The sequence below is a fragment of the Neorhizobium lilium genome, from assembly GCF_004053875.1.
GTDB lineage: Bacteria > Pseudomonadota > Alphaproteobacteria > Rhizobiales > Rhizobiaceae > Neorhizobium > Neorhizobium lilii.
Map to the genome: position 1 here is coordinate 315,777 of NZ_SBIP01000004.1, position 15,947 is coordinate 331,723.

General features: G+C 60.1%; 18 protein-coding genes and 1 tRNA gene. 4 read left to right on the forward strand and 15 right to left on the reverse strand.

Going from position 1 to position 15,947, the window contains the following annotated elements; all coding sequences use genetic code 11:
- Together tig and EPK99_RS18415 are read right to left on the reverse strand one after the other, a co-directional pair.
- Positions 1-1,512 carry a trigger factor gene (tig, locus tag EPK99_RS18410; RefSeq protein WP_128444552.1) on the reverse strand — a complete coding sequence of 504 codons (1,512 nt, stop codon included), beginning with the start codon at positions 1,510-1,512 and terminating at the stop codon, positions 1-3.
- 144 nt (positions 1,513-1,656) lie between these two features.
- Positions 1,657-1,741 (reverse strand) — tRNA-Leu (locus EPK99_RS18415).
- Positions 1,742-2,438: 697 nt separating this feature from the next.
- Between EPK99_RS18415 and EPK99_RS18420 the strand changes: the two genes are divergently transcribed.
- The 3 genes from EPK99_RS18420 (at position 2,439) to trmFO (ending at position 4,555) form a co-directional block, all read left to right on the forward strand.
- Complete coding sequence (locus tag EPK99_RS18420; RefSeq protein WP_128444553.1) at positions 2,439-2,585, forward strand: DUF1127 domain-containing protein; 147 nt, start codon at positions 2,439-2,441, stop codon at positions 2,583-2,585.
- Between the two features lie 275 nt (positions 2,586-2,860).
- Positions 2,861-3,004: a DUF1127 domain-containing protein gene (locus EPK99_RS18425; protein ID WP_093000600.1), complete on the forward strand. Its 144-nt coding sequence runs from the start codon at positions 2,861-2,863 to the stop codon at positions 3,002-3,004.
- 141 nt (positions 3,005-3,145) lie between these two features.
- Positions 3,146-4,555, forward strand: coding sequence for a methylenetetrahydrofolate--tRNA-(uracil(54)-C(5))-methyltransferase (FADH(2)-oxidizing) TrmFO (gene trmFO, locus EPK99_RS18430; protein ID WP_128444554.1), 1,410 nt, complete (start codon positions 3,146-3,148; stop codon positions 4,553-4,555).
- Here the strand turns inward: trmFO and EPK99_RS18435 are convergent.
- The 4 genes from EPK99_RS18435 to yajC form a co-directional block, all read right to left on the reverse strand.
- Positions 4,521-5,009: a hypothetical protein gene (locus EPK99_RS18435; protein WP_245582484.1), complete on the reverse strand. Its 489-nt coding sequence runs from the start codon at positions 5,007-5,009 to the stop codon at positions 4,521-4,523. The genes trmFO and EPK99_RS18435 overlap by 35 nt on opposite strands.
- Positions 5,010-5,087: 78 nt before the next feature.
- Positions 5,088-5,942 carry a phytoene/squalene synthase family protein gene (locus EPK99_RS18440; RefSeq protein ID WP_128444555.1) on the reverse strand — a complete coding sequence of 285 codons (855 nt, stop codon included), beginning with the start codon at positions 5,940-5,942 and terminating at the stop codon, positions 5,088-5,090.
- Between the two features lie 2 nt (positions 5,943-5,944).
- The gene (locus tag EPK99_RS18445) at positions 5,945-6,331 is read right to left on the reverse strand and encodes an Mth938-like domain-containing protein (RefSeq protein ID WP_128444556.1); all 387 of its coding nucleotides are present in this window, start codon (positions 6,329-6,331) and stop codon (positions 5,945-5,947) included.
- A 74-nt stretch (positions 6,332-6,405) separates the two neighbouring features.
- Entirely contained in the window at positions 6,406-6,765 is a 360-nt protein-coding gene (gene yajC / locus EPK99_RS18450) for a preprotein translocase subunit YajC (RefSeq protein WP_128444557.1), read from the reverse strand.
- Between the two features lie 185 nt (positions 6,766-6,950).
- On the opposite strand from yajC, the gene EPK99_RS18455 reads away from it, so the two are divergent.
- On the forward strand, positions 6,951-7,823 hold the full coding sequence (locus EPK99_RS18455; RefSeq protein ID WP_164901815.1) for an ATP-binding protein: 873 nt from the start codon (positions 6,951-6,953) through the stop codon (positions 7,821-7,823).
- 81 nt (positions 7,824-7,904) lie between these two features.
- On the opposite strand, the gene EPK99_RS18460 is transcribed toward EPK99_RS18455, so the two are convergent.
- The 9 genes from EPK99_RS18460 to EPK99_RS18500 form a co-directional block, all read right to left on the reverse strand.
- Positions 7,905-9,527 (reverse strand): LysM peptidoglycan-binding domain-containing M23 family metallopeptidase, encoded by a 1,623-nt coding sequence (locus EPK99_RS18460; protein WP_164901816.1) that lies wholly within the window; start codon positions 9,525-9,527, stop codon positions 7,905-7,907.
- A 116-nt stretch (positions 9,528-9,643) separates the two neighbouring features.
- Positions 9,644-10,285 (reverse strand): protein-L-isoaspartate(D-aspartate) O-methyltransferase, encoded by a 642-nt coding sequence (locus EPK99_RS18465; protein WP_425374224.1) that lies wholly within the window; start codon positions 10,283-10,285, stop codon positions 9,644-9,646.
- 8 nt (positions 10,286-10,293) lie between these two features.
- Positions 10,294-11,064, reverse strand: a complete 771-nt coding sequence (gene surE / locus EPK99_RS18470; RefSeq protein ID WP_128444561.1) for a 5'/3'-nucleotidase SurE — start codon at positions 11,062-11,064, stop codon at positions 10,294-10,296.
- Positions 11,064-12,347, reverse strand: a complete 1,284-nt coding sequence (gene serS / locus EPK99_RS18475; protein WP_128444562.1) for a serine--tRNA ligase — start codon at positions 12,345-12,347, stop codon at positions 11,064-11,066. Before serS ends, surE begins: the two co-directional genes overlap by 1 nt.
- 51 nt (positions 12,348-12,398) lie before the next feature.
- The gene (tatC, locus tag EPK99_RS18480) at positions 12,399-13,220 is read right to left on the reverse strand and encodes a twin-arginine translocase subunit TatC (RefSeq protein ID WP_128444563.1); all 822 of its coding nucleotides are present in this window, start codon (positions 13,218-13,220) and stop codon (positions 12,399-12,401) included.
- Positions 13,217-13,927, reverse strand: a complete 711-nt coding sequence (tatB, locus tag EPK99_RS18485) for a Sec-independent protein translocase protein TatB (RefSeq protein WP_128444564.1) — start codon at positions 13,925-13,927, stop codon at positions 13,217-13,219. Before tatB ends, tatC begins: the two co-directional genes overlap by 4 nt.
- A 32-nt stretch (positions 13,928-13,959) precedes the next feature.
- Positions 13,960-14,193: a twin-arginine translocase TatA/TatE family subunit gene (locus EPK99_RS18490; RefSeq protein WP_128444565.1), complete on the reverse strand. Its 234-nt coding sequence runs from the start codon at positions 14,191-14,193 to the stop codon at positions 13,960-13,962.
- 194 nt (positions 14,194-14,387) lie between these two features.
- Positions 14,388-15,074 carry an SMC-Scp complex subunit ScpB gene (gene scpB, locus EPK99_RS18495; protein ID WP_245582507.1) on the reverse strand — a complete coding sequence of 229 codons (687 nt, stop codon included), beginning with the start codon at positions 15,072-15,074 and terminating at the stop codon, positions 14,388-14,390.
- 26 nt (positions 15,075-15,100) lie between these two features.
- Positions 15,101-15,931: a segregation and condensation protein A gene (locus EPK99_RS18500; protein WP_128444567.1), complete on the reverse strand. Its 831-nt coding sequence runs from the start codon at positions 15,929-15,931 to the stop codon at positions 15,101-15,103.
- Between the last annotated feature and the right edge of the window lie 16 nt (positions 15,932-15,947).

Here is a 15,947-nt window from a genome sequence, read left to right on the forward strand (position 1 = left end):
TTATTCGGCGCTGTCTTCAGCAGCCTTCTTCTTCGGCGCGGCCTTCTTCTTCGGAGCAGCGGCTTCGGCGCTTTCAGAAGCAGCCTCGGCAGTTTCTGCCGTGTCAGCCTCAGCCTTGGCAGCCTTCTTCTTGGAAGAAGCCTTCTTGGCTGGCTTGTCGGCGCCGTCTGCGCCCTCTTCTTCCTCGGCCATCAGCTCTTCCTTCGTCACGGTCTTGTCCGTCACGTTGATTTCGGAGAGCAGCTTGTCGATGACCTTTTCTTCGAAGATCGGAGCGCGCAGCGATGCGGAAGCGCCGGGGGTATTGCGGAAGAAGTCGAGAATTTCCTTCTGCTGGCCGGGGAACTGCTGCAACTGCGCATAAAGCGCACGCTGCATTTCTTCCTCGGTCACTTCGACGCCGGCCTTTTCGCCGATTTCGGAGAGGACCAGGCCCAGGCGCACGCGGCGTTCAGCCAGCTTGCGATACTCGACACGGGCTTCTTCTTCCGTGGTTTCTTCGTCTTCAAATGTCTTGCCCGACTGCTGCAGATCGGTGTTGATCTGCCGCCAGATGTTGTCGAATTCGGCGTCGACCAGGGTCTGCGGCGTTTCGAACTTGTAGATCTCGTCAAGCTGGTCGAGAATCTGGCGCTTGACCTTCTGACGCGTGACGTTGCCGTACTGGCTTTCGATCTGGCCGCGTACGACCTCCTTAAGGCGATCGACCGACTCGATGCCGAGCTTGGAGGCTAGGTCGTCGTTGATCTCGAGTTCGGCAGGAGCCGCTACTTCCTTGACGGTGATGTCGAAGGTGGCTTCCTTGCCGGCGAGTTCGGCTGCAGGATACTCGGTCGGGAAGGTGACGATGATCTGCTTCTCGTCGCCTGCCTTGATGCCGACCAGTTGCTCTTCGAAGCCAGGGATGAAGCGGCCGGAACCGATGACCAGCTCGGCATCTTCGGCAGCACCGCCATCAAAGGCCTCACCGTCGACCTTGCCGAGGTAATTCATGGTGACGCGGTCGCCGTCCTGAGCTTCGCCCTGCTTGGCTTCGTAGGTACGGGCGCTTTCGGCGATCTTGAGGATCTGCTCGTTGACCTCGTCTTCCGAAACTTCCACGACTTCGCGGGTAACGGTCAGGCTGTCGGTCGCCTTCAGCTCAATCGGCGGGATGACTTCATAGGAGAGCGTGAATTCGAAATCGGCCTGGGCGTTGAGGATCTTGTCTGCTTCCGACTCGTCCTCGGTCATTGCGACCGACGGCTGGGTGGCAGACTTTTCGCCGCGCTCGGAAAGGATCTGGCTCGGACGGTCACGGACGATCTCGTTGACGAGCTCAGCCATGATGGACTTGCCATACATCTTCTTCAGATGCCCGACCGGCACCTTGCCGGGACGGAAGCCGTTGATGCGGACCTTATCCTTGGCATCGGCGAGACGCACGTTGAGCTGCGCCTCCATGTCCTGCTTCGGAATGATAACCTTGATTTCGCGCTTCAGCCCTTCAGCGAGCGTTTCCGTAACCTGCATTTTTATACCTTTTTATCGTGGCGGCGGTGCTCAGACAGCCGTTCGTTTCAATGAGCACTCCACCGAAACTTCAAAGTGACCAATCGCGGCTTTAGAGCGATTCAGTTCGCCAGGACCTCGTGCGGACCGCACCCCTGGCAATTCTGGTGCGGGTAGAGAGACTTGAACTCCCACGCCTTGCGGCACCAGAACCTAAATCTGGCGTGTCTACCAATTTCACCATACCCGCGCTCAAACCGCGTCGAAAACCCTCGCGCCGAGGCCTTCCGGAGCGCGCGTCTCTATATCACCCGTTTCGGCGGGCGCAAAGGAAAAATGACAGTCTTACAAAGAGCATCCTGCCCGCTATTTCCGGGTCTTCCGCGGCTCCGCGCCCCTTGTCCTCCCTGCTGGCTTGTTAAGGTTTTATTCAAATCTAATGTATAGAATCGGAATAAGAGATTGCCATGCAAAACCCGCATGGCATTCATTCTTCTATCGCAGTGCACAAGACACGCTGAACTGAATATAAGTAGACTACCGAGACGGACGGCTTTTTACCTAAAGTCTCCGGCTCTGCAGATTTGGCAACCCGTATAACGACACGCCCGCGGATATCTTCGCGACTGTAATTCGAGCCGCGCATTCCTCCTCCCGGTGCGGCTTCGAGGGGACTGGCGATACTCCTCCTCCCAATCGCTGGTCATTATGACAACGCCCACCGGATCCTCCCCCGGTGGGCGTTGCTCTTTGCCTTGGCGGCATTCATTCGCCTAATTTCGCGTCACTTCCTTCGGAAAAACGTATAGTTAATCGTCTCGAAATGCGCGTAGCGCATAGGTGACATACGGAATGGGCGCTATTCAATTTCGCGGCGCAGCATATATTCGGGGCATCAGATCAAGCCGGAAAAAGAGCCGGCGACGCGCACCGAAGAGGACACGCACATGAACATCGCACAGAAGCTTACCAACTGGCGCAAGTACCGCGAAACCGTCACGGAACTCGGCCGCATGACCGATCGCGAACTTTCGGACCTCGGCATCGGACGTTCCGACATTCGTCGCGTTGCTCGCACGGCAGTCGGTTTCTAAGCCTGATTCCAAAGATATATCGGTTTTAAAAGCGCCTCCTTCGGGAGGCGTTTTTCGTTTGTGCTTAGAGCTTATCCACCTCAAGCGGCCCTATTGATAACCCCGTAACGCGATGCCCTTTTTTCAGGCTCCGCCGAAAAAGACGCCAACGCATTGCACAAATGCATGGCAGTCGCATATTTTTTGCACTGCACATTTTTATTATGCGGATGTATAAGAACGCCATCGCCGGGGACAAAAGATCACCGGGACAAAGTTGATTTGAGGAAACGACCATGAACCCGATCCGCATTGCAAAGAACTGGATCAGCTACCGCCGCACGATGAACGAATTGGGCAACCTGTCCAACCAGGCTCTCAGCGACATTGGCCTGACCCGTTACGACATCCGCAATATCGCTTCTCGCTCTTTCCGCTAATCGGCCTTAGGCCAGCCGCGCAGCATGAAGCCGCTGCGGCTATAGCGGACAGAAAAAGCGACATAGTTGCATGACGAAAGGCACCTTTCCGGGTGCCTTTTTGATTCCGGTCTCACGGTCTGCGTGATAAACACCGCGGCCATGAGCAATAACTCCTTCTCCCCCATTCATGTCGTCGGCGGCGGTCTTGCCGGTTCCGAAGCTGCATGGCAGATCGCCCAGTCCGGTGTTCCGGTTATCCTTCACGAAATGCGCGGCGTCCGCGGAACCGATGCGCATAGGACGGACAGCCTTGCAGAGCTCGTCTGTTCCAATTCCTTCCGGTCCGACGATGCGACGGCAAACGCCGTCGGCGTCATTCACGCGGAAATGCGGCTTGCCAACTCCCTGATCATTGCCTGCGCCGATCGTAACCAGGTTCCCGCCGGCGGGGCGCTGGCGGTGGATCGGGATGGTTTCTCAGCTGCCGTGACGCAGGAAATCGATGCCCATCCGCTGATCACGGTGGTGCGTGAAGAAGTGACCGGCCTGCCTCCGAAGGAGTGGGATCTCGCGATCCTTGCAACCGGGCCACTCACCTCACCGTCCCTCGCCCAAGCCATTCAGGCGGAGACGGGCGAAGATCACCTCGCCTTCTTTGACGCCATCGCGCCGATCGTGCATCGCGATTCGATCGACATGAACATTTGCTGGCATCAGTCCCGTTACGACAAGGTCGGCCCTGGTGGTAACGGCAAGGACTACATCAACTGCCCGATGGACCAAGCGCAGTACAATGCTTTCTTGGACGCCTTGATCGCCGGAGACACGGTGGGCTTCAAGGAATGGGAGGGAACACCCTATTTCGACGGCTGCCTGCCGATCGAAGTCATGGCGGAGCGCGGTCGTGAAACATTGCGGCACGGGCCGATGAAGCCGATGGGGCTGACCAATGCCCATAACCCGACCGTCAAGGCATATGCGGTGGTGCAGCTTCGCCAGGACAATGCACTCGGCACGCTTTTCAACATGGTCGGCTTCCAGACGAAGCTGAAATACGGGGCACAGGCGGAGATCTTCCGGATGATTCCGGGGCTGCAGAATGCCGAATTTGCCCGCCTCGGTGGCCTGCACCGCAATACCTATATCCAGTCACCGATGCTTCTCGACCGGACCCTGACGCTGAAGAGCAGGCCGGGCCTACGCTTTGCGGGCCAGATCACCGGCTGCGAGGGCTATGTGGAAAGTGCGGCGATCGGGCTGCTTGCAGGTCGGTTCGCGGCCGCCGAGCGCAAGGGTGTCGATCCTGTGCCGCCGCCATCAACGACTGCCTTCGGCGCTCTTCTCAGCCATATCACCGGCGGGCATCTGATGTCGGAGGACGAGCCCGGCAAGCGGTCGTTCCAGCCTATGAACGTGAATTTCGGGCTGTTTCCGGAGCTGGAGCCCGGCTCCATCGTCAGGCCGGAAGGCGTCAAGCGTTTTCGAGGCAAGGACAAGACGATCATGAAGCGGCAGCTCATGGCCGCCCGGGCCCTTAAGGATTGCTCTCGCTGGCTGGCTCTAGGCTAACCGGCTCCTCGGCCAGTTCTGCCTGACGGTCGGCAATGCTGACATGATTATCGAGCAACCAGAGCGAGACTTCGGCTGCTTCCGTCTCGCTCCCAAACAGAAAATTGCCGTTGTGGCTGGGCAAGTCGAGAAATTCGGCGCTGAAGCCTTTGGCATCGGGCAAGGGAATGACGCGCACCCGGCCTGGCCTTATCAAAGAGCAAGCATAGTGCGAGCGGTTGTTTCGCATGAATCCCGCCTTGCCATCGTGCAGGCGAACGAAAATTGCGTTGCCGTCGGCCGTCGCGTGCAGTGCGCGAATGGCTTCCTGGGGAAAGGCGCGCCCGAATTCCAGGATGGCAAGCCCCGTATCCTGACGGCTATCCGCCTCCTCGCTCTTGGCGATGCGAGTTACGTAATAGGCAAGAGCAATGAGCGCGCCCACGATACCCAACCAGACGATCCAGGAACTCACCCACTTTTTCCTTTGCTGCGCGGACACCGCAATGGCTGTAGCAGCCGAGCCTTGCGCGAATGTGGCGAGGAGATCGGCTCAAAAACGCTTGGCGAAGGCCGCCCGCATCATCCGCAGCTGCCGCCGCCATTGGGCCGGCTGTAGCCCGCCATCGAGAACCGCTGCTCCCAGACGGGCAGCGCGTTGAAGGATCGGACCGGTCGAGGCCACGGGAAGATAGGCGGCGAACACCGAAGCCGGAACAGGACCGGCATTGCGCGCTTTGGCCAGGTGCTCCAAGCCCAGACCGGCAAATGCCTCGATGGCTGCCGAAATGCGAGGCTTGTCAGTGGCGTTCAGGAAAGAGGTTCGATCAAGCCCTGTTGCAGCCAGGATCTCCAGAGGCAGATAGAGCTGCCCGCGGCTGCAATGAACCGGCAGGAGGAGCATGACACCGGCGATCGCCTGCGCCACGCCGGCGTGGCCGGCCGAGTCGGCAGCACGGGCGGCATCGCCCGGTGACAGGATAAGGCTTGCAAGCTGGATCAATGCGGAAGCCGTTTCGCCGGCATAGCCTTCGAAGGCGTTGCGGTCGGTGATCGGATCATCGTAAAGGTCGAAGATGCGCGCATCGATCATGTCGATCAGCGTCTTGCGCGGCAGACGGTAGCGCTCGACGGTCTCGATCAGGGCCGCCGCAACCGGGTTGCCGCCGCTGTCGCCGCTCGCATCGCCCTCCAGCAGATCCCGCCACCACTGCAGACGAATTTCGCCCGGTAACGGTTCGCGCACAACGTCACGCACGCGGGCAATCTCGGCATTGAAGGCATAAAGAGCGGCCAGAGATCCACGCTTATCTTCCGGAGACAGCAGGCAGGCAAGATACCGGTCGCGATCCGTATCCCGCAGCATGGCAAGACAGGTATCCGCGTTCTGGGTTGCCTCGTCCTGCATGTTTAAACCGCTATCAGGGCAGCGGCCACAGACCGGGATTCCGCAAGCATGATATTATAGGTGCGGACCGCGGCGCCGGTGCTCATCGGGTCGGACGAAATACCTCTCGCCCTCAGCGCCGCTTTCACCTCGGCCGGGATGGGCCTCAACTTCGAGCCAGTGCCGACCAGCAGAACTTCGATGTCGGAAGCTTCGCTCAACAACTCCGCCAAGGCGGCAACTGTCAATGGATCCCCCTCCTGCATATCCCAACCGTGAATGCCCGAGGGAAGGCACAGGAGAGAGCCGCGATGAGACATGTCGGCAAAGCGAAAGCCGCCATTGCCATAGGCATCGATGGGAGCGCGGCCCGGAAAATGGGCCTCGCGAATTTCAATGCCTTTGGCCATCGTCAGGTCTTTCCTATCGGCAGCAAACGGACAGTTCCCCGTCCGCACACGGCGTGAAGCCGCCCTGTAGCGCCTTATACTTTCGCGGGCGTCTCGGCCTTGACCGGCTCGCCCTTGACGCGAACTTCGGCGATATAGGAACGCATTGCCCGAACCTTGATGCCATCGGCGATTTCGACCTCGACTTCGTTGTCGTCGATCACTTTGGTCACCTTGCCCAAGAGACCACCACCGAGCACGACCTGGTCACCCCGGCGAATGCTGGAAAGCGTGTCTTGACGCTTTTTGGCCTGGGCGCGCTGCGGACGGATCAGGAAGAAATACCAGACCACCATCAGCGGGGCGAAGAGAAGCACCATCTGCATGATGGAATCCGTCCCATATGCTGACGGCGCTGCGGCACCAGTCTGGGCGAATGCTTCGGTGATGAACATCAACAACTCCTACAATGATCGGAGCCGTCGGCCCCCGCTACAAGCCGCCGGAATATAGTTGCGATCGATGCGAATGCAACAAAAAGCGGCCGCTTTCCGTACCAAATCCACCGTCCAGAGCCTTTTGACACCGACACTTGCATGTTACCGCAGCATTTGACGACCGATGAGACCGGAACATCATGATGAGCGAAGAACTGAACCTGAAGATTCTGCATGAGGTCCGCCGACTGGCGGACGCGCTGGAACGCCTGGCGGGGGCCGCACCTGCGGTCAACGACTGGCAGGCGGCAGACTGCTTCGTCTGGGTGCCGGCAAACCAGCGTCTGCAACCGGTGCCGCGGCCCAACCGGGTGGCGCTTGGCCTGATCCGGGGTGTCGATCATGTGCGCGATATCCTGCACGAGAACACGCTGCGGTTTGCCGAAGGTTTTGCAGCCAACAACGTACTGCTTTGGGGTGCGCGTGGCATGGGCAAATCGTCTCTCGTCAAGGCGGTGCATGCGGATGTGCGCGCATCCACCGGAAACCCGTTGAAGCTGGTCGAGGTGCATCGGGAAGACATTGCGACGCTCCCCAACCTGCTGGACATTCTCAAGGCGTCTGATCAGCGCGTCATCCTCTTCTGCGACGACCTCTCCTTCGACCACGACGATACCGCCTATAAATCGCTGAAGGCGGCGCTCGACGGCGGCATTGAGGGGCGGCCAGAAAACGTTCTGTTCTATGCGACGTCCAACCGGCGTCATCTCCTGCCGCGCAACATGATGGAGAACGAGCAATCGACCGCCATCAACCCGTCCGAAGCGGTGGAAGAGAAAGTATCCCTGTCCGATCGCTTCGGTCTCTGGCTCGGCTTCCACAAGTGCAGCCAGGAAGACTACCTGACCATGATCAACGGCTATGCCGACTATTTCGATCTGGGGCTGGACCGTGAAACCCTGCATGCGCAGGCGCTTGAATGGGCGACGACGCGCGGCGGGCGCTCGGGTCGCGTCGCCTGGCAGTATATCCAGGATCTCGCAGGCAGGCTCCGCAAGCCGCTGAACAGGAGCTGACCCTCCTAAGTCCCTCACCACGAAACGCAAAAAAGCCCGGCATTGCCGGGCTTTTTCGTCGTCCCCCTGAAACGCACTACTCTATTCAAGGAAGGTGATGGGGTTGACCGGGGTCGCATCCTTGCGGACTTCAAAGTGAACCTGCGGACGCTTGGCGTCGCCGCTCATGCCTGAGGATGCAATCGACTGGCCGCGCGTTACCTTCTGGCCGCGCGTCACGTTGATCGCTCCGGCGTGGCCATAAACGGTGACCTTGCCATCGTCATGACGGACCAGCACGGTGTTTCCGAGCTGCTTGAGCCCGTTGCCAGCATAGATAACGACGCCGTTTTCGGCCGCCTTGATCGGCGTGCCTTCCGGCACCGAGATATCGATACCGTCATTACGGTTGCCGTCCACGTTCGCGCCGTAGCCCGCGATCACGGCGCCACTAACGGGCCAGCGATATTTGCCGATGCCAGTGGACTGAGGCGCGGCAGTACCGTTGTCGGACTTCTTCTCGACATCCGTCAACGAGGCAGTTTCCGCTGCAGGCTTTGCGGCAGCCGGAGCAACGGCGGCAACAGGAGCCGTAGCGGTCGTCGCTGCCGAGGCAACAGGCTTCGGCGCTACGGCCGGCTTTTCAGGAATGGACGCTGTCTTGACCGTATCCTGAGCAGCAGCCCCGTTGACGACCTTCAGGCTCTGCCCGATCCGGACACCCTGCGCAGTGATCCCGTTGGCGGCCTTGAGCTGGTCAATTGGCGTATCTGTGGCCTTGGCGATCTTGGCAACCGTATCGCCAGGCTTCACCACATAGTTCCCGCCCAGCGGCTTGCCGCCGGGAGGCGTGAGCTTGGCCGGCTCCGCCATGGCCTTGTCGCGGCTGGCGGAAGGCAGGACGGCAACCTTCTGCTCCGGCTCACGCGAGGGAGTTGGAACCTTGTTCTGCAAGTCGATATCGCTCGCGGCCGTCTTGGCAGAGGCACGGGCGGGACCGAAGGTCGGGATGATGACGGACTGTCCGGCGGCAAACACGCCGCCATTCGCCTTGACGATCTCCTTTTCCGGCACGCCATAGCGCCGCGCAAGCGTGGCTGCCGTCTCGCCGGGCTTCAAAGTGACCCGAGGCGCGTTGACTGTCGACCATCCGGACATGGGTGTCGTGCCGGTAACGACATTGTCTGCCCTGGTTGGACGCTGTGTGGGAGCTGTCAGCGTTTGGCCCGCGGGAGCGCGACCGGGGAAAGGCTGCGCCATGGCTTCCTGCCTGGTGCCGGGGTCGCGATTGGCGACAGGCGCTCGGGACATGGCCGAAGAACTGGGTGCATTCGGCGCCGAAAGATCCGAGCGCTGTACCGCAACCGGCGCTGCCGCCGAACGGGCCGGGGAAGCGTAGCCTCCGGAATTGCCCGGATATGGCTGGTTCATCGCTGCGGAGCGCGAACCGTATGTATTCTGCTGGACAGGCGGCAGAGCCTGCCCTGCCCCCATATCGCCCTGCGGCGTCGGCGCTTGACCGTAAGCACCACCGACCTGCCGCTGCGGGATCGATGCGGTGGTGAAATTATCCTTGGAAAAAAGGCCGGAAAAACGGGTCGCATCTGAACTGCAACCTGTTGCCGCGCTGGCTAGCAAGGCCGCAACCGCAAACTTTGCGACTGATGTTCCGATTTTCGGAGAACTCTTGAGACCCATGACTCGACCTACAAATGACGCAACCATCGTGAGAGTCATTAAAGCCGGTTAGTCTTACCGCGCGGTTAAGGCGGAGACCTGAGGATCATATTTTTTGGAAATTGCTAACCATGTCGATGAAGGGACTGCCTGAAGCGGAACCTTCAGAGCGCTGAGGCAATCTGTGGCACGATCGGAAGATAAGGCGCCTGGAACAAGTCCTCGCGCTCGAAACGGCTTCCGGTCTTCGTCAGGCGGGTCATCATGCAATTCTCGCCGTCGAGCATCAGCGGTGCCACCATCGAGCCGCCATGGGTCAGTTGCTCGGCATAAAAACGCGGGAGCGTCGTGAAGGCTGCCGTTACAAGTATCCGGTCGAAAGTGCCCTCACCCGGCATGCCGTTGCTGCCGTCCGCCTGCCGCACGATCACGTTGCGGAGCCCCATCGCATCCATACGGGCCTGAGCTTCCGTCACGAGCGTCTTGTAACGCTCGACGCTCAAGACCCGTTCGGCGATTCGACCGATGACGCCGGCCATGAAGCCGCTGCCTGTGCCGATTTCGAGCACGCGATGGCCGGGCTTCACCTGCAGCCGGTGAAGCAGTCTCACAGCAAGATCGGCGCCTTCCATGAAGGAGCCGCATTCGATCGGGATGGTCCGGCTCGAATAGGCTTCATCCGTGAGCGTCGGCGGCACGAATTGCGAACGAGGCGTCTGCTCGACAGCCGTCAATAGATCGAGGTCGGAGATTCCCTCTGAGCGAAGACGCAGCACGAGTGCCGCAAAGCCTTCCTTCTCGACCATTCCGGACCTCAAGACGAAGCTCCGGATCCGAGCGCCGAAGCGACCTGATCCTGCACGGAGTAGTCCGTCAGATCGAGCTTCAGCGGCGTTACGGATATCTTGTTGCTCTTGACCGCATGCACATCCGTTCCTTCACGGAACTGGCTCTTGCGGTCCGAAAAGCGCAGCCAGTAATAGGGCCGGCCACGTCCGTCCTCGCGCGCATCGATTTCAAGGCCGGAATCAAGCTTGCCTTGCGCGGTGACTTCGACACCCTGCACATCCTGAGGGTCGCAGTTCGGAAAGTTCAGGTTAAGAAAGGTGCCGGCAGGCAGATCGAGATTAGACAGCTTGCGGATCAGGTCCGGCGCATAGGTCTCGGCTACGTCCCACGGCGCGAAGCGACCGTTTTCCCGCCGCACCATCTGGCTCAGCGCAAAGGAGCGCACGCCCTGGAGCGTGCCTTCGATCGCGCCGGCAACCGTACCGGAATAAGTGACATCGTCGGCCATGTTCGCGCCGTCGTTGACGCCGGAGAGAACCAGATCCGGCTTGCCACGCATGATCTCGCTGATACCCATGATGACGCAATCCGTCGGCGTTCCGCGCAGAGCAAATCGTTTTTCGCCTACCTGGCGCAGGCGAAGCGGCTCCGACAGCGTCAGGGAATGCGCGAGTCCACTCTGATCGGTTTCAGGTGCCACGATCCAGACATCGTCGGACAGGCTGTGGGCGATCCGCTCGAGGACGGCCAGACCTTCCGCATGAATGCCGTCGTCATTGGTCAGCAAGATCCGCATCAGCTTGCCCGCTCGATCCTCGTTATTCCACCCATATAGGGCACAAGCGCGTCCGGAATTGTGACGGAGCCATCTTCGTTCAGATAGTTCTCAAGCACCGCGATCAGGCACCGACCGACAGCGACGCCGGAACCGTTCAGCGTGTGAACGAAGCGGAGCGCCTTCTCGTCCTTGCCACGATAACGGGCATTCATGCGCCGACCCTGGAAATCGCCGCAGACGGAACAGGAGGAAATTTCGCGGAAGGCATCCTGACCCGGCAGCCAGACCTCGATGTCATAGGTCTTGCGGGCACTGAAACCTATGTCGCCGGTACAAAGCGTCATGGTGCGGAAATGCAGGCCAAGCCGCTTCAGAACGTTCTCGGCACATTCGGTCATGCGCTCGTGTTCGGCAATGGAGCTTTCCGCGTCGGTGATCGACACCAGTTCGCATTTCCAGAACTGATGCTGGCGCAGCATGCCGCGGGTGTCGCGTCCGGCCGAGCCCGCTTCCGAGCGGAAGGACGGCGTCAACGCCGTGAAGCGCAGGGGCAGCTTTTCCTGCTCCAGCGTTTCGGCCGAGACGAGATTGGTGAGCGTGACCTCGGCGGTCGGGATAAGCCAGCGGCCGTCGGTGGTCCGGAACAGCTCTTCGGCAAATTTCGGCAGCTGGCCGGTGCCGAACATGGCTTCGTCTCGCACCATCAGCGGCGACGAGACTTCCGTATAGCCATGCTCGGTCGTGTGCATGTCGAGCATGAACTGGCCGAGAGCCCGTTCGAGCCTTGCAAGCGGTCCCGTCAGTACCGTGAAGCGGGCGCCCGAGAGCTTGGCGGCGCGCTCGAAATCCATGTAGCCGAGAGCTTCGCCGATTTCGAAGTGCTCCTTGGCAGGATGGTTCCAGCCGGGCTTCTGGCCGATGGTGCGCGCAACGACGTTGTCGTGCTCATCCTTGCCGACCGGCACATCATCGAGAGGGATATTGGGGATGCGAGACAGGGCGTCGTCGAGGGCCGCGACGGCTTCCCGCTCTTCCTGCTCGGCCGCCGGCATGGCGTCCTTCAGGCTGGCCATCTCGGCCTTCAGCTTCTCGGCGAGCTCCGTGTTCTTCTGCGCCATGGCCGCGCCGATCTCCTTGGAGGCGGAGTTGCGGCGCGACTGCATGTCCTGCAGCGTCTGGATCGCGGCGCGTCGCTTGTCGTCCATCGCCAGGAGAGTTGCCGACAAGGGTTCTGCACTGCGCTTCTTCAGCGCCTCGTCCAGAGCTTCGGGGTTATCGCGGATCCATTTGATATCGAGCATCGGTCTCTGGCCTTTGAAGCGGAAGCCGCATGACGACCGCAAGCGGAAGGCTCAAGGACCTTCCGTCGTTGCGACGCTCGACGGGGATTCCTCGGCAAGAGATTCCTCCCGTTTGCGCTCGACGAGTCGCGCGGCGTAGATGGAAATCTCGTAGAGAAGGATGGTGGGCAGCGCAAGACCGATCTGGGACATGGGATCGGGCGGCGTCAGCACCGCAGCGACAATGAAGGCCATGACGATGGCGAACTTGCGCTTCTGCCTCAGCCAGTCGCTGGAGAGAATCCCGACACGCGCCAGAAGCGTCGTAATGACCGGCAGCTGGAAGACGAGACCGAAAGACAGCACCAGCGTCATGATCAGGCTGAGATATTCGGACACACGCGGCAAAAGCGAGATGCCGATTTCTCCCTCGGTGGGCGCCTGCTGCATCGCCAGGAAGAACCACATGACCATGGGAGTGAAGAAGAAATAGACGAGTGCCGCACCCAGGAGGAAGAGAACGGGCGAGGCAATCAGAAACGGCAGGAAGGCTGCGCGTTCGTTCTTGTAGAGACCTGGCGCGACGAACTTGTAAAGCTGTGATGCGATCACCGGGAAGGCGATCACGAGGCCACCGAACATCGCAACCTTGACCTGGGTAAAGAAGAATTCCTGCGGGGCCGTGTAGATGAGTTCGGACTTGGCAATGTCGAGATGCGCCCAGATCACCGCCCATTTGTAAGGTATGACGAGCAGGTTGAAGAGCTGCTTGGCGAAGAAGAAGCAGACGACAAAGGCCAGGAAAAACGCACCGATCGACCAGATCAGGCGCGTGCGCAGTTCCATCAGATGCTCGATAAGCGGCTGCGGCTTATCCTCGTAATCACCGCTCATGCGTCGTCCTTCGGGGTGTCAGTCTTTTTGGCCACGCGTCGGCGCGGCTTTTCAATAGCGGCTGCTATCTCGACAGCGGCATCGATTTTCGGTGCAGGAGTTGCCTTACGTCCAACCGTCACACGCTTAAGCTTTTCGGCCTGCTCTAATGCGACCGGTTCAGCGGCCGATTGAGCCACGACGGGAGCTTTGCGCGCACGCTTAGGCTTTTCAGGGGCTGGCGCTGCGGTGTTCACGACGACCGGTGACGGCATAGGCGCCGAGGTGACCGGCATGACCGGTACAGGCGTCGTCGAAGCCACAGAAGCCGATACCGGGATCTCCGGAATTGGATCCGCCGCAGCGCCTTCGACGGCCTGCTGTGCCTCGATATCGGTCTTGCTGACTTCAGGCGCGCTTGGAACCTGCGTCGCCTTCTGGAGATCGCTGCGGATATCCTGGCCCATCTGACGAAGCGGATTGATCGCTTCACGCAGAGCATTCGTGGGATTCAGTCGCTGTGCGTCGCTCAGCGTCCTCCTGACGTCATCCAGTTCCGACTCACGCAGAGCCTCGTCGAACTGGGTGCGGAAATCCCCCGCCATCTTGCGCAGGTTCGCCGTCATCTTGCCGAAAGCCCTCAGCATCGGCGGCAGGTCTTTCGGACCCACCACGACAATCAGGACGACGGCGATGACAAGCAGTTCGGTCCAACCGATATCGAACATTCAATGAGGCTCCTGAACCCGGCAGCCGGCTCTTAGAACCGGCTTGGTTCCTTGACCTCGTCCGGCTTATGATCGACCGTCTTCGCAGTGGTCGTCGTGGTCGTGGCGCTGGGCGCCTCCGGCGCGTCGTCGTCGGACATGCCCTTCTTGAAGCTCTTGATGCCCTTGGCAACATCGCCCATCAGTTCCGGAATCTTGCCGCGTCCGAACAGAACAAGCACGATGACCAGAACGATCAGCCAATGCCACACACTAAAAGAACCCATAGTCCAACTCCATAATAACCTGTTGTTCGATGTAAGCTCATTACAGTGCTTTTTCAAACACCAAATGTCCCACCCAACATGCCGGACGAGGCAATGCGTGCTCTGCCAATAGCCGGCCAACGCATTTCCTGAACCATCACCTCAAACAACGATCACCCGCAAAGGCCAACGTATTGGATGATGCGACGCTTGCGCTAATTCTCGGCACCGCCGCTGGGCGCAAGAAGACCAAGCTCTGCGAGGTCCATCTGCGTGATGGGATCCTCGTCCTCCGCCAGTTCATCCTCCGTGCCCGGAAGCGGAATGCTGAGGCTCGGCGGGATACGCCCAGACAGCAATCCGGCGCCCTTCAATTCTTCGAGACCAGGGAGATCGCGCAGTTCCTCCAATCCGAAATGGTCAAGAAACTCCACCGTGGTGCCGAGTGTAACGGGACGGCCTGGAGACCTGCGACGACCCCGGAAGCGGACCCAGCCTGCCTCCATCAGCACGTCGAGCGTTCCCCTCGATGTCTGGACGCCGCGGATATCCTCGATCTCGGCCCGGGTTACCGGCTGGTGATAGGCGATGATGGCCAGCACTTCGAGGGCTGCGCGCGACAGCTTCTTGACCTCGTTGTCATCCTTGCGAATGACGAAGGAAAGATCCGCCGCAGTACGAAAAGCCCACCGGTCCGCCATGCGCACAAGATTGACGCCGCGGGGCGCATAAAACTCCATCAGCCTTGCCATGACCTCCGAGACGTTCGTTCCATGCGGAAGCCGGTCTGCAAGAAAGGCTTCCGACACCGGCTCCGCCGAGGCAAACACCAGCGCTTCTGCAATCCGCATAAGCTCGGGCATGTCCATCATCGCAATCTCGATGGGAGCCTCGTCCGACATGGCGATATCGCTCTCGACTTCGACCATTATTGTGTGCCCCCCGAAGGAGATTGCCGCCCGGGACCTTTGCGCAGGTATAGCGGCTGGAAAGCGCCGTCCTGGCGGATTTCGAGCGTACCTTCACGAACCATTTCCAGTGACGCCGCAAAGGCGCTGGCCGTCGCCGTAACGCGATCATGCGGAGGGAGATAGGGCAGCAGGTACTGCTGAAGCGCTGTCCAATCGGCGATCTCGCCCAGCATGCGGGTCAGGAGGTCGCGGGCTTCCACCAGCGACCAGACCTTGCGCCGCTCGATCGTGACTTGCGTGACCGAGGTCCGCTGCCGCAGGTTGGCATAGGCCGAGAGGAGATCATAGAGCGTCGCGTCATAGGCCGATTCCACCCGGTGGGGGATATGCTCCGGCGCACCCCTTGCGAATATATCCCGACCCAGACGATTACGGTTGACCAGCGCCGTGGCGGCCTCCCGCATAGCCTCGAGCCGCCTCAGGCGGAAGGCCAGAGTAGCGGCCATTTCTTCGCCGCTCGGTCCGTCGTCTCCCCTCACCGGCTGAGGAATGAGGAGCTTCGACTTGAGAAAAGCGAGCCACGCCGCCATCACCAGATAGTCGGCAGCAAGCTCGATGCGCACCCGCCGCGCGCTATCCACGAATGTTAGATATTGCTCCGCCAGCGCCAGGACGGAAATCCGAGAAAGATCCAGCTTTTGGCTGCGCGCCAGGTGGAGCAAGAGATCAAGTGGGCCCTCAAAGCCTGCAACGTCGATCATAAAGGCAGGTTCGTCGGCCGCACGCTCTTCGGCATTCTGCCAGAGCTTGTCCGCCGGAATGGCATCCCGCGACGATGTTCCTGCCACTCCGAAACCCCTTTCC

What these genes read in the sequence shown, in the direction of transcription:
- tig (WP_128444552.1), bottom strand. Translation starts at nt 1,512, where the DNA reads ATGCAGGTTACGGAAACGCTCGCTGAAGGGCTGAAGCGCGAAATCAAG.
- EPK99_RS18420 (WP_128444553.1), top strand. Translation starts at nt 2,439, where the DNA reads ATGAACATCGCACAGAAGCTTACCAACTGGCGCAAGTACCGCGAAACC.
- EPK99_RS18425 (WP_093000600.1), top strand. Translation starts at nt 2,861, where the DNA reads ATGAACCCGATCCGCATTGCAAAGAACTGGATCAGCTACCGCCGCACG.
- trmFO (WP_128444554.1), top strand. Translation starts at nt 3,146, where the DNA reads ATGAGCAATAACTCCTTCTCCCCCATTCATGTCGTCGGCGGCGGTCTT.
- EPK99_RS18440 (WP_128444555.1), bottom strand. Translation starts at nt 5,942, where the DNA reads ATGCAGGACGAGGCAACCCAGAACGCGGATACCTGTCTTGCCATGCTG.
- EPK99_RS18445 (WP_128444556.1), bottom strand. Translation starts at nt 6,331, where the DNA reads ATGGCCAAAGGCATTGAAATTCGCGAGGCCCATTTTCCGGGCCGCGCT.
- yajC (WP_128444557.1), bottom strand. Translation starts at nt 6,765, where the DNA reads ATGTTCATCACCGAAGCATTCGCCCAGACTGGTGCCGCAGCGCCGTCA.
- EPK99_RS18455 (WP_164901815.1), top strand. Translation starts at nt 6,951, where the DNA reads ATGAGCGAAGAACTGAACCTGAAGATTCTGCATGAGGTCCGCCGACTG.
- EPK99_RS18460 (WP_164901816.1), bottom strand. Translation starts at nt 9,527, where the DNA reads ATGGTTGCGTCATTTGTAGGTCGAGTCATGGGTCTCAAGAGTTCTCCG.
- EPK99_RS18465 (WP_425374224.1), bottom strand. Translation starts at nt 10,285, where the DNA reads ATGGTCGAGAAGGAAGGCTTTGCGGCACTCGTGCTGCGTCTTCGCTCA.
- surE (WP_128444561.1), bottom strand. Translation starts at nt 11,064, where the DNA reads ATGCGGATCTTGCTGACCAATGACGACGGCATTCATGCGGAAGGTCTG.
- serS (WP_128444562.1), bottom strand. Translation starts at nt 12,347, where the DNA reads ATGCTCGATATCAAATGGATCCGCGATAACCCCGAAGCTCTGGACGAG.
- tatC (WP_128444563.1), bottom strand. Translation starts at nt 13,220, where the DNA reads ATGAGCGGTGATTACGAGGATAAGCCGCAGCCGCTTATCGAGCATCTG.
- tatB (WP_128444564.1), bottom strand. Translation starts at nt 13,927, where the DNA reads ATGTTCGATATCGGTTGGACCGAACTGCTTGTCATCGCCGTCGTCCTG.
- EPK99_RS18490 (WP_128444565.1), bottom strand. Translation starts at nt 14,193, where the DNA reads ATGGGTTCTTTTAGTGTGTGGCATTGGCTGATCGTTCTGGTCATCGTG.
- scpB (WP_245582507.1), bottom strand. Translation starts at nt 15,074, where the DNA reads ATGTCGGACGAGGCTCCCATCGAGATTGCGATGATGGACATGCCCGAG.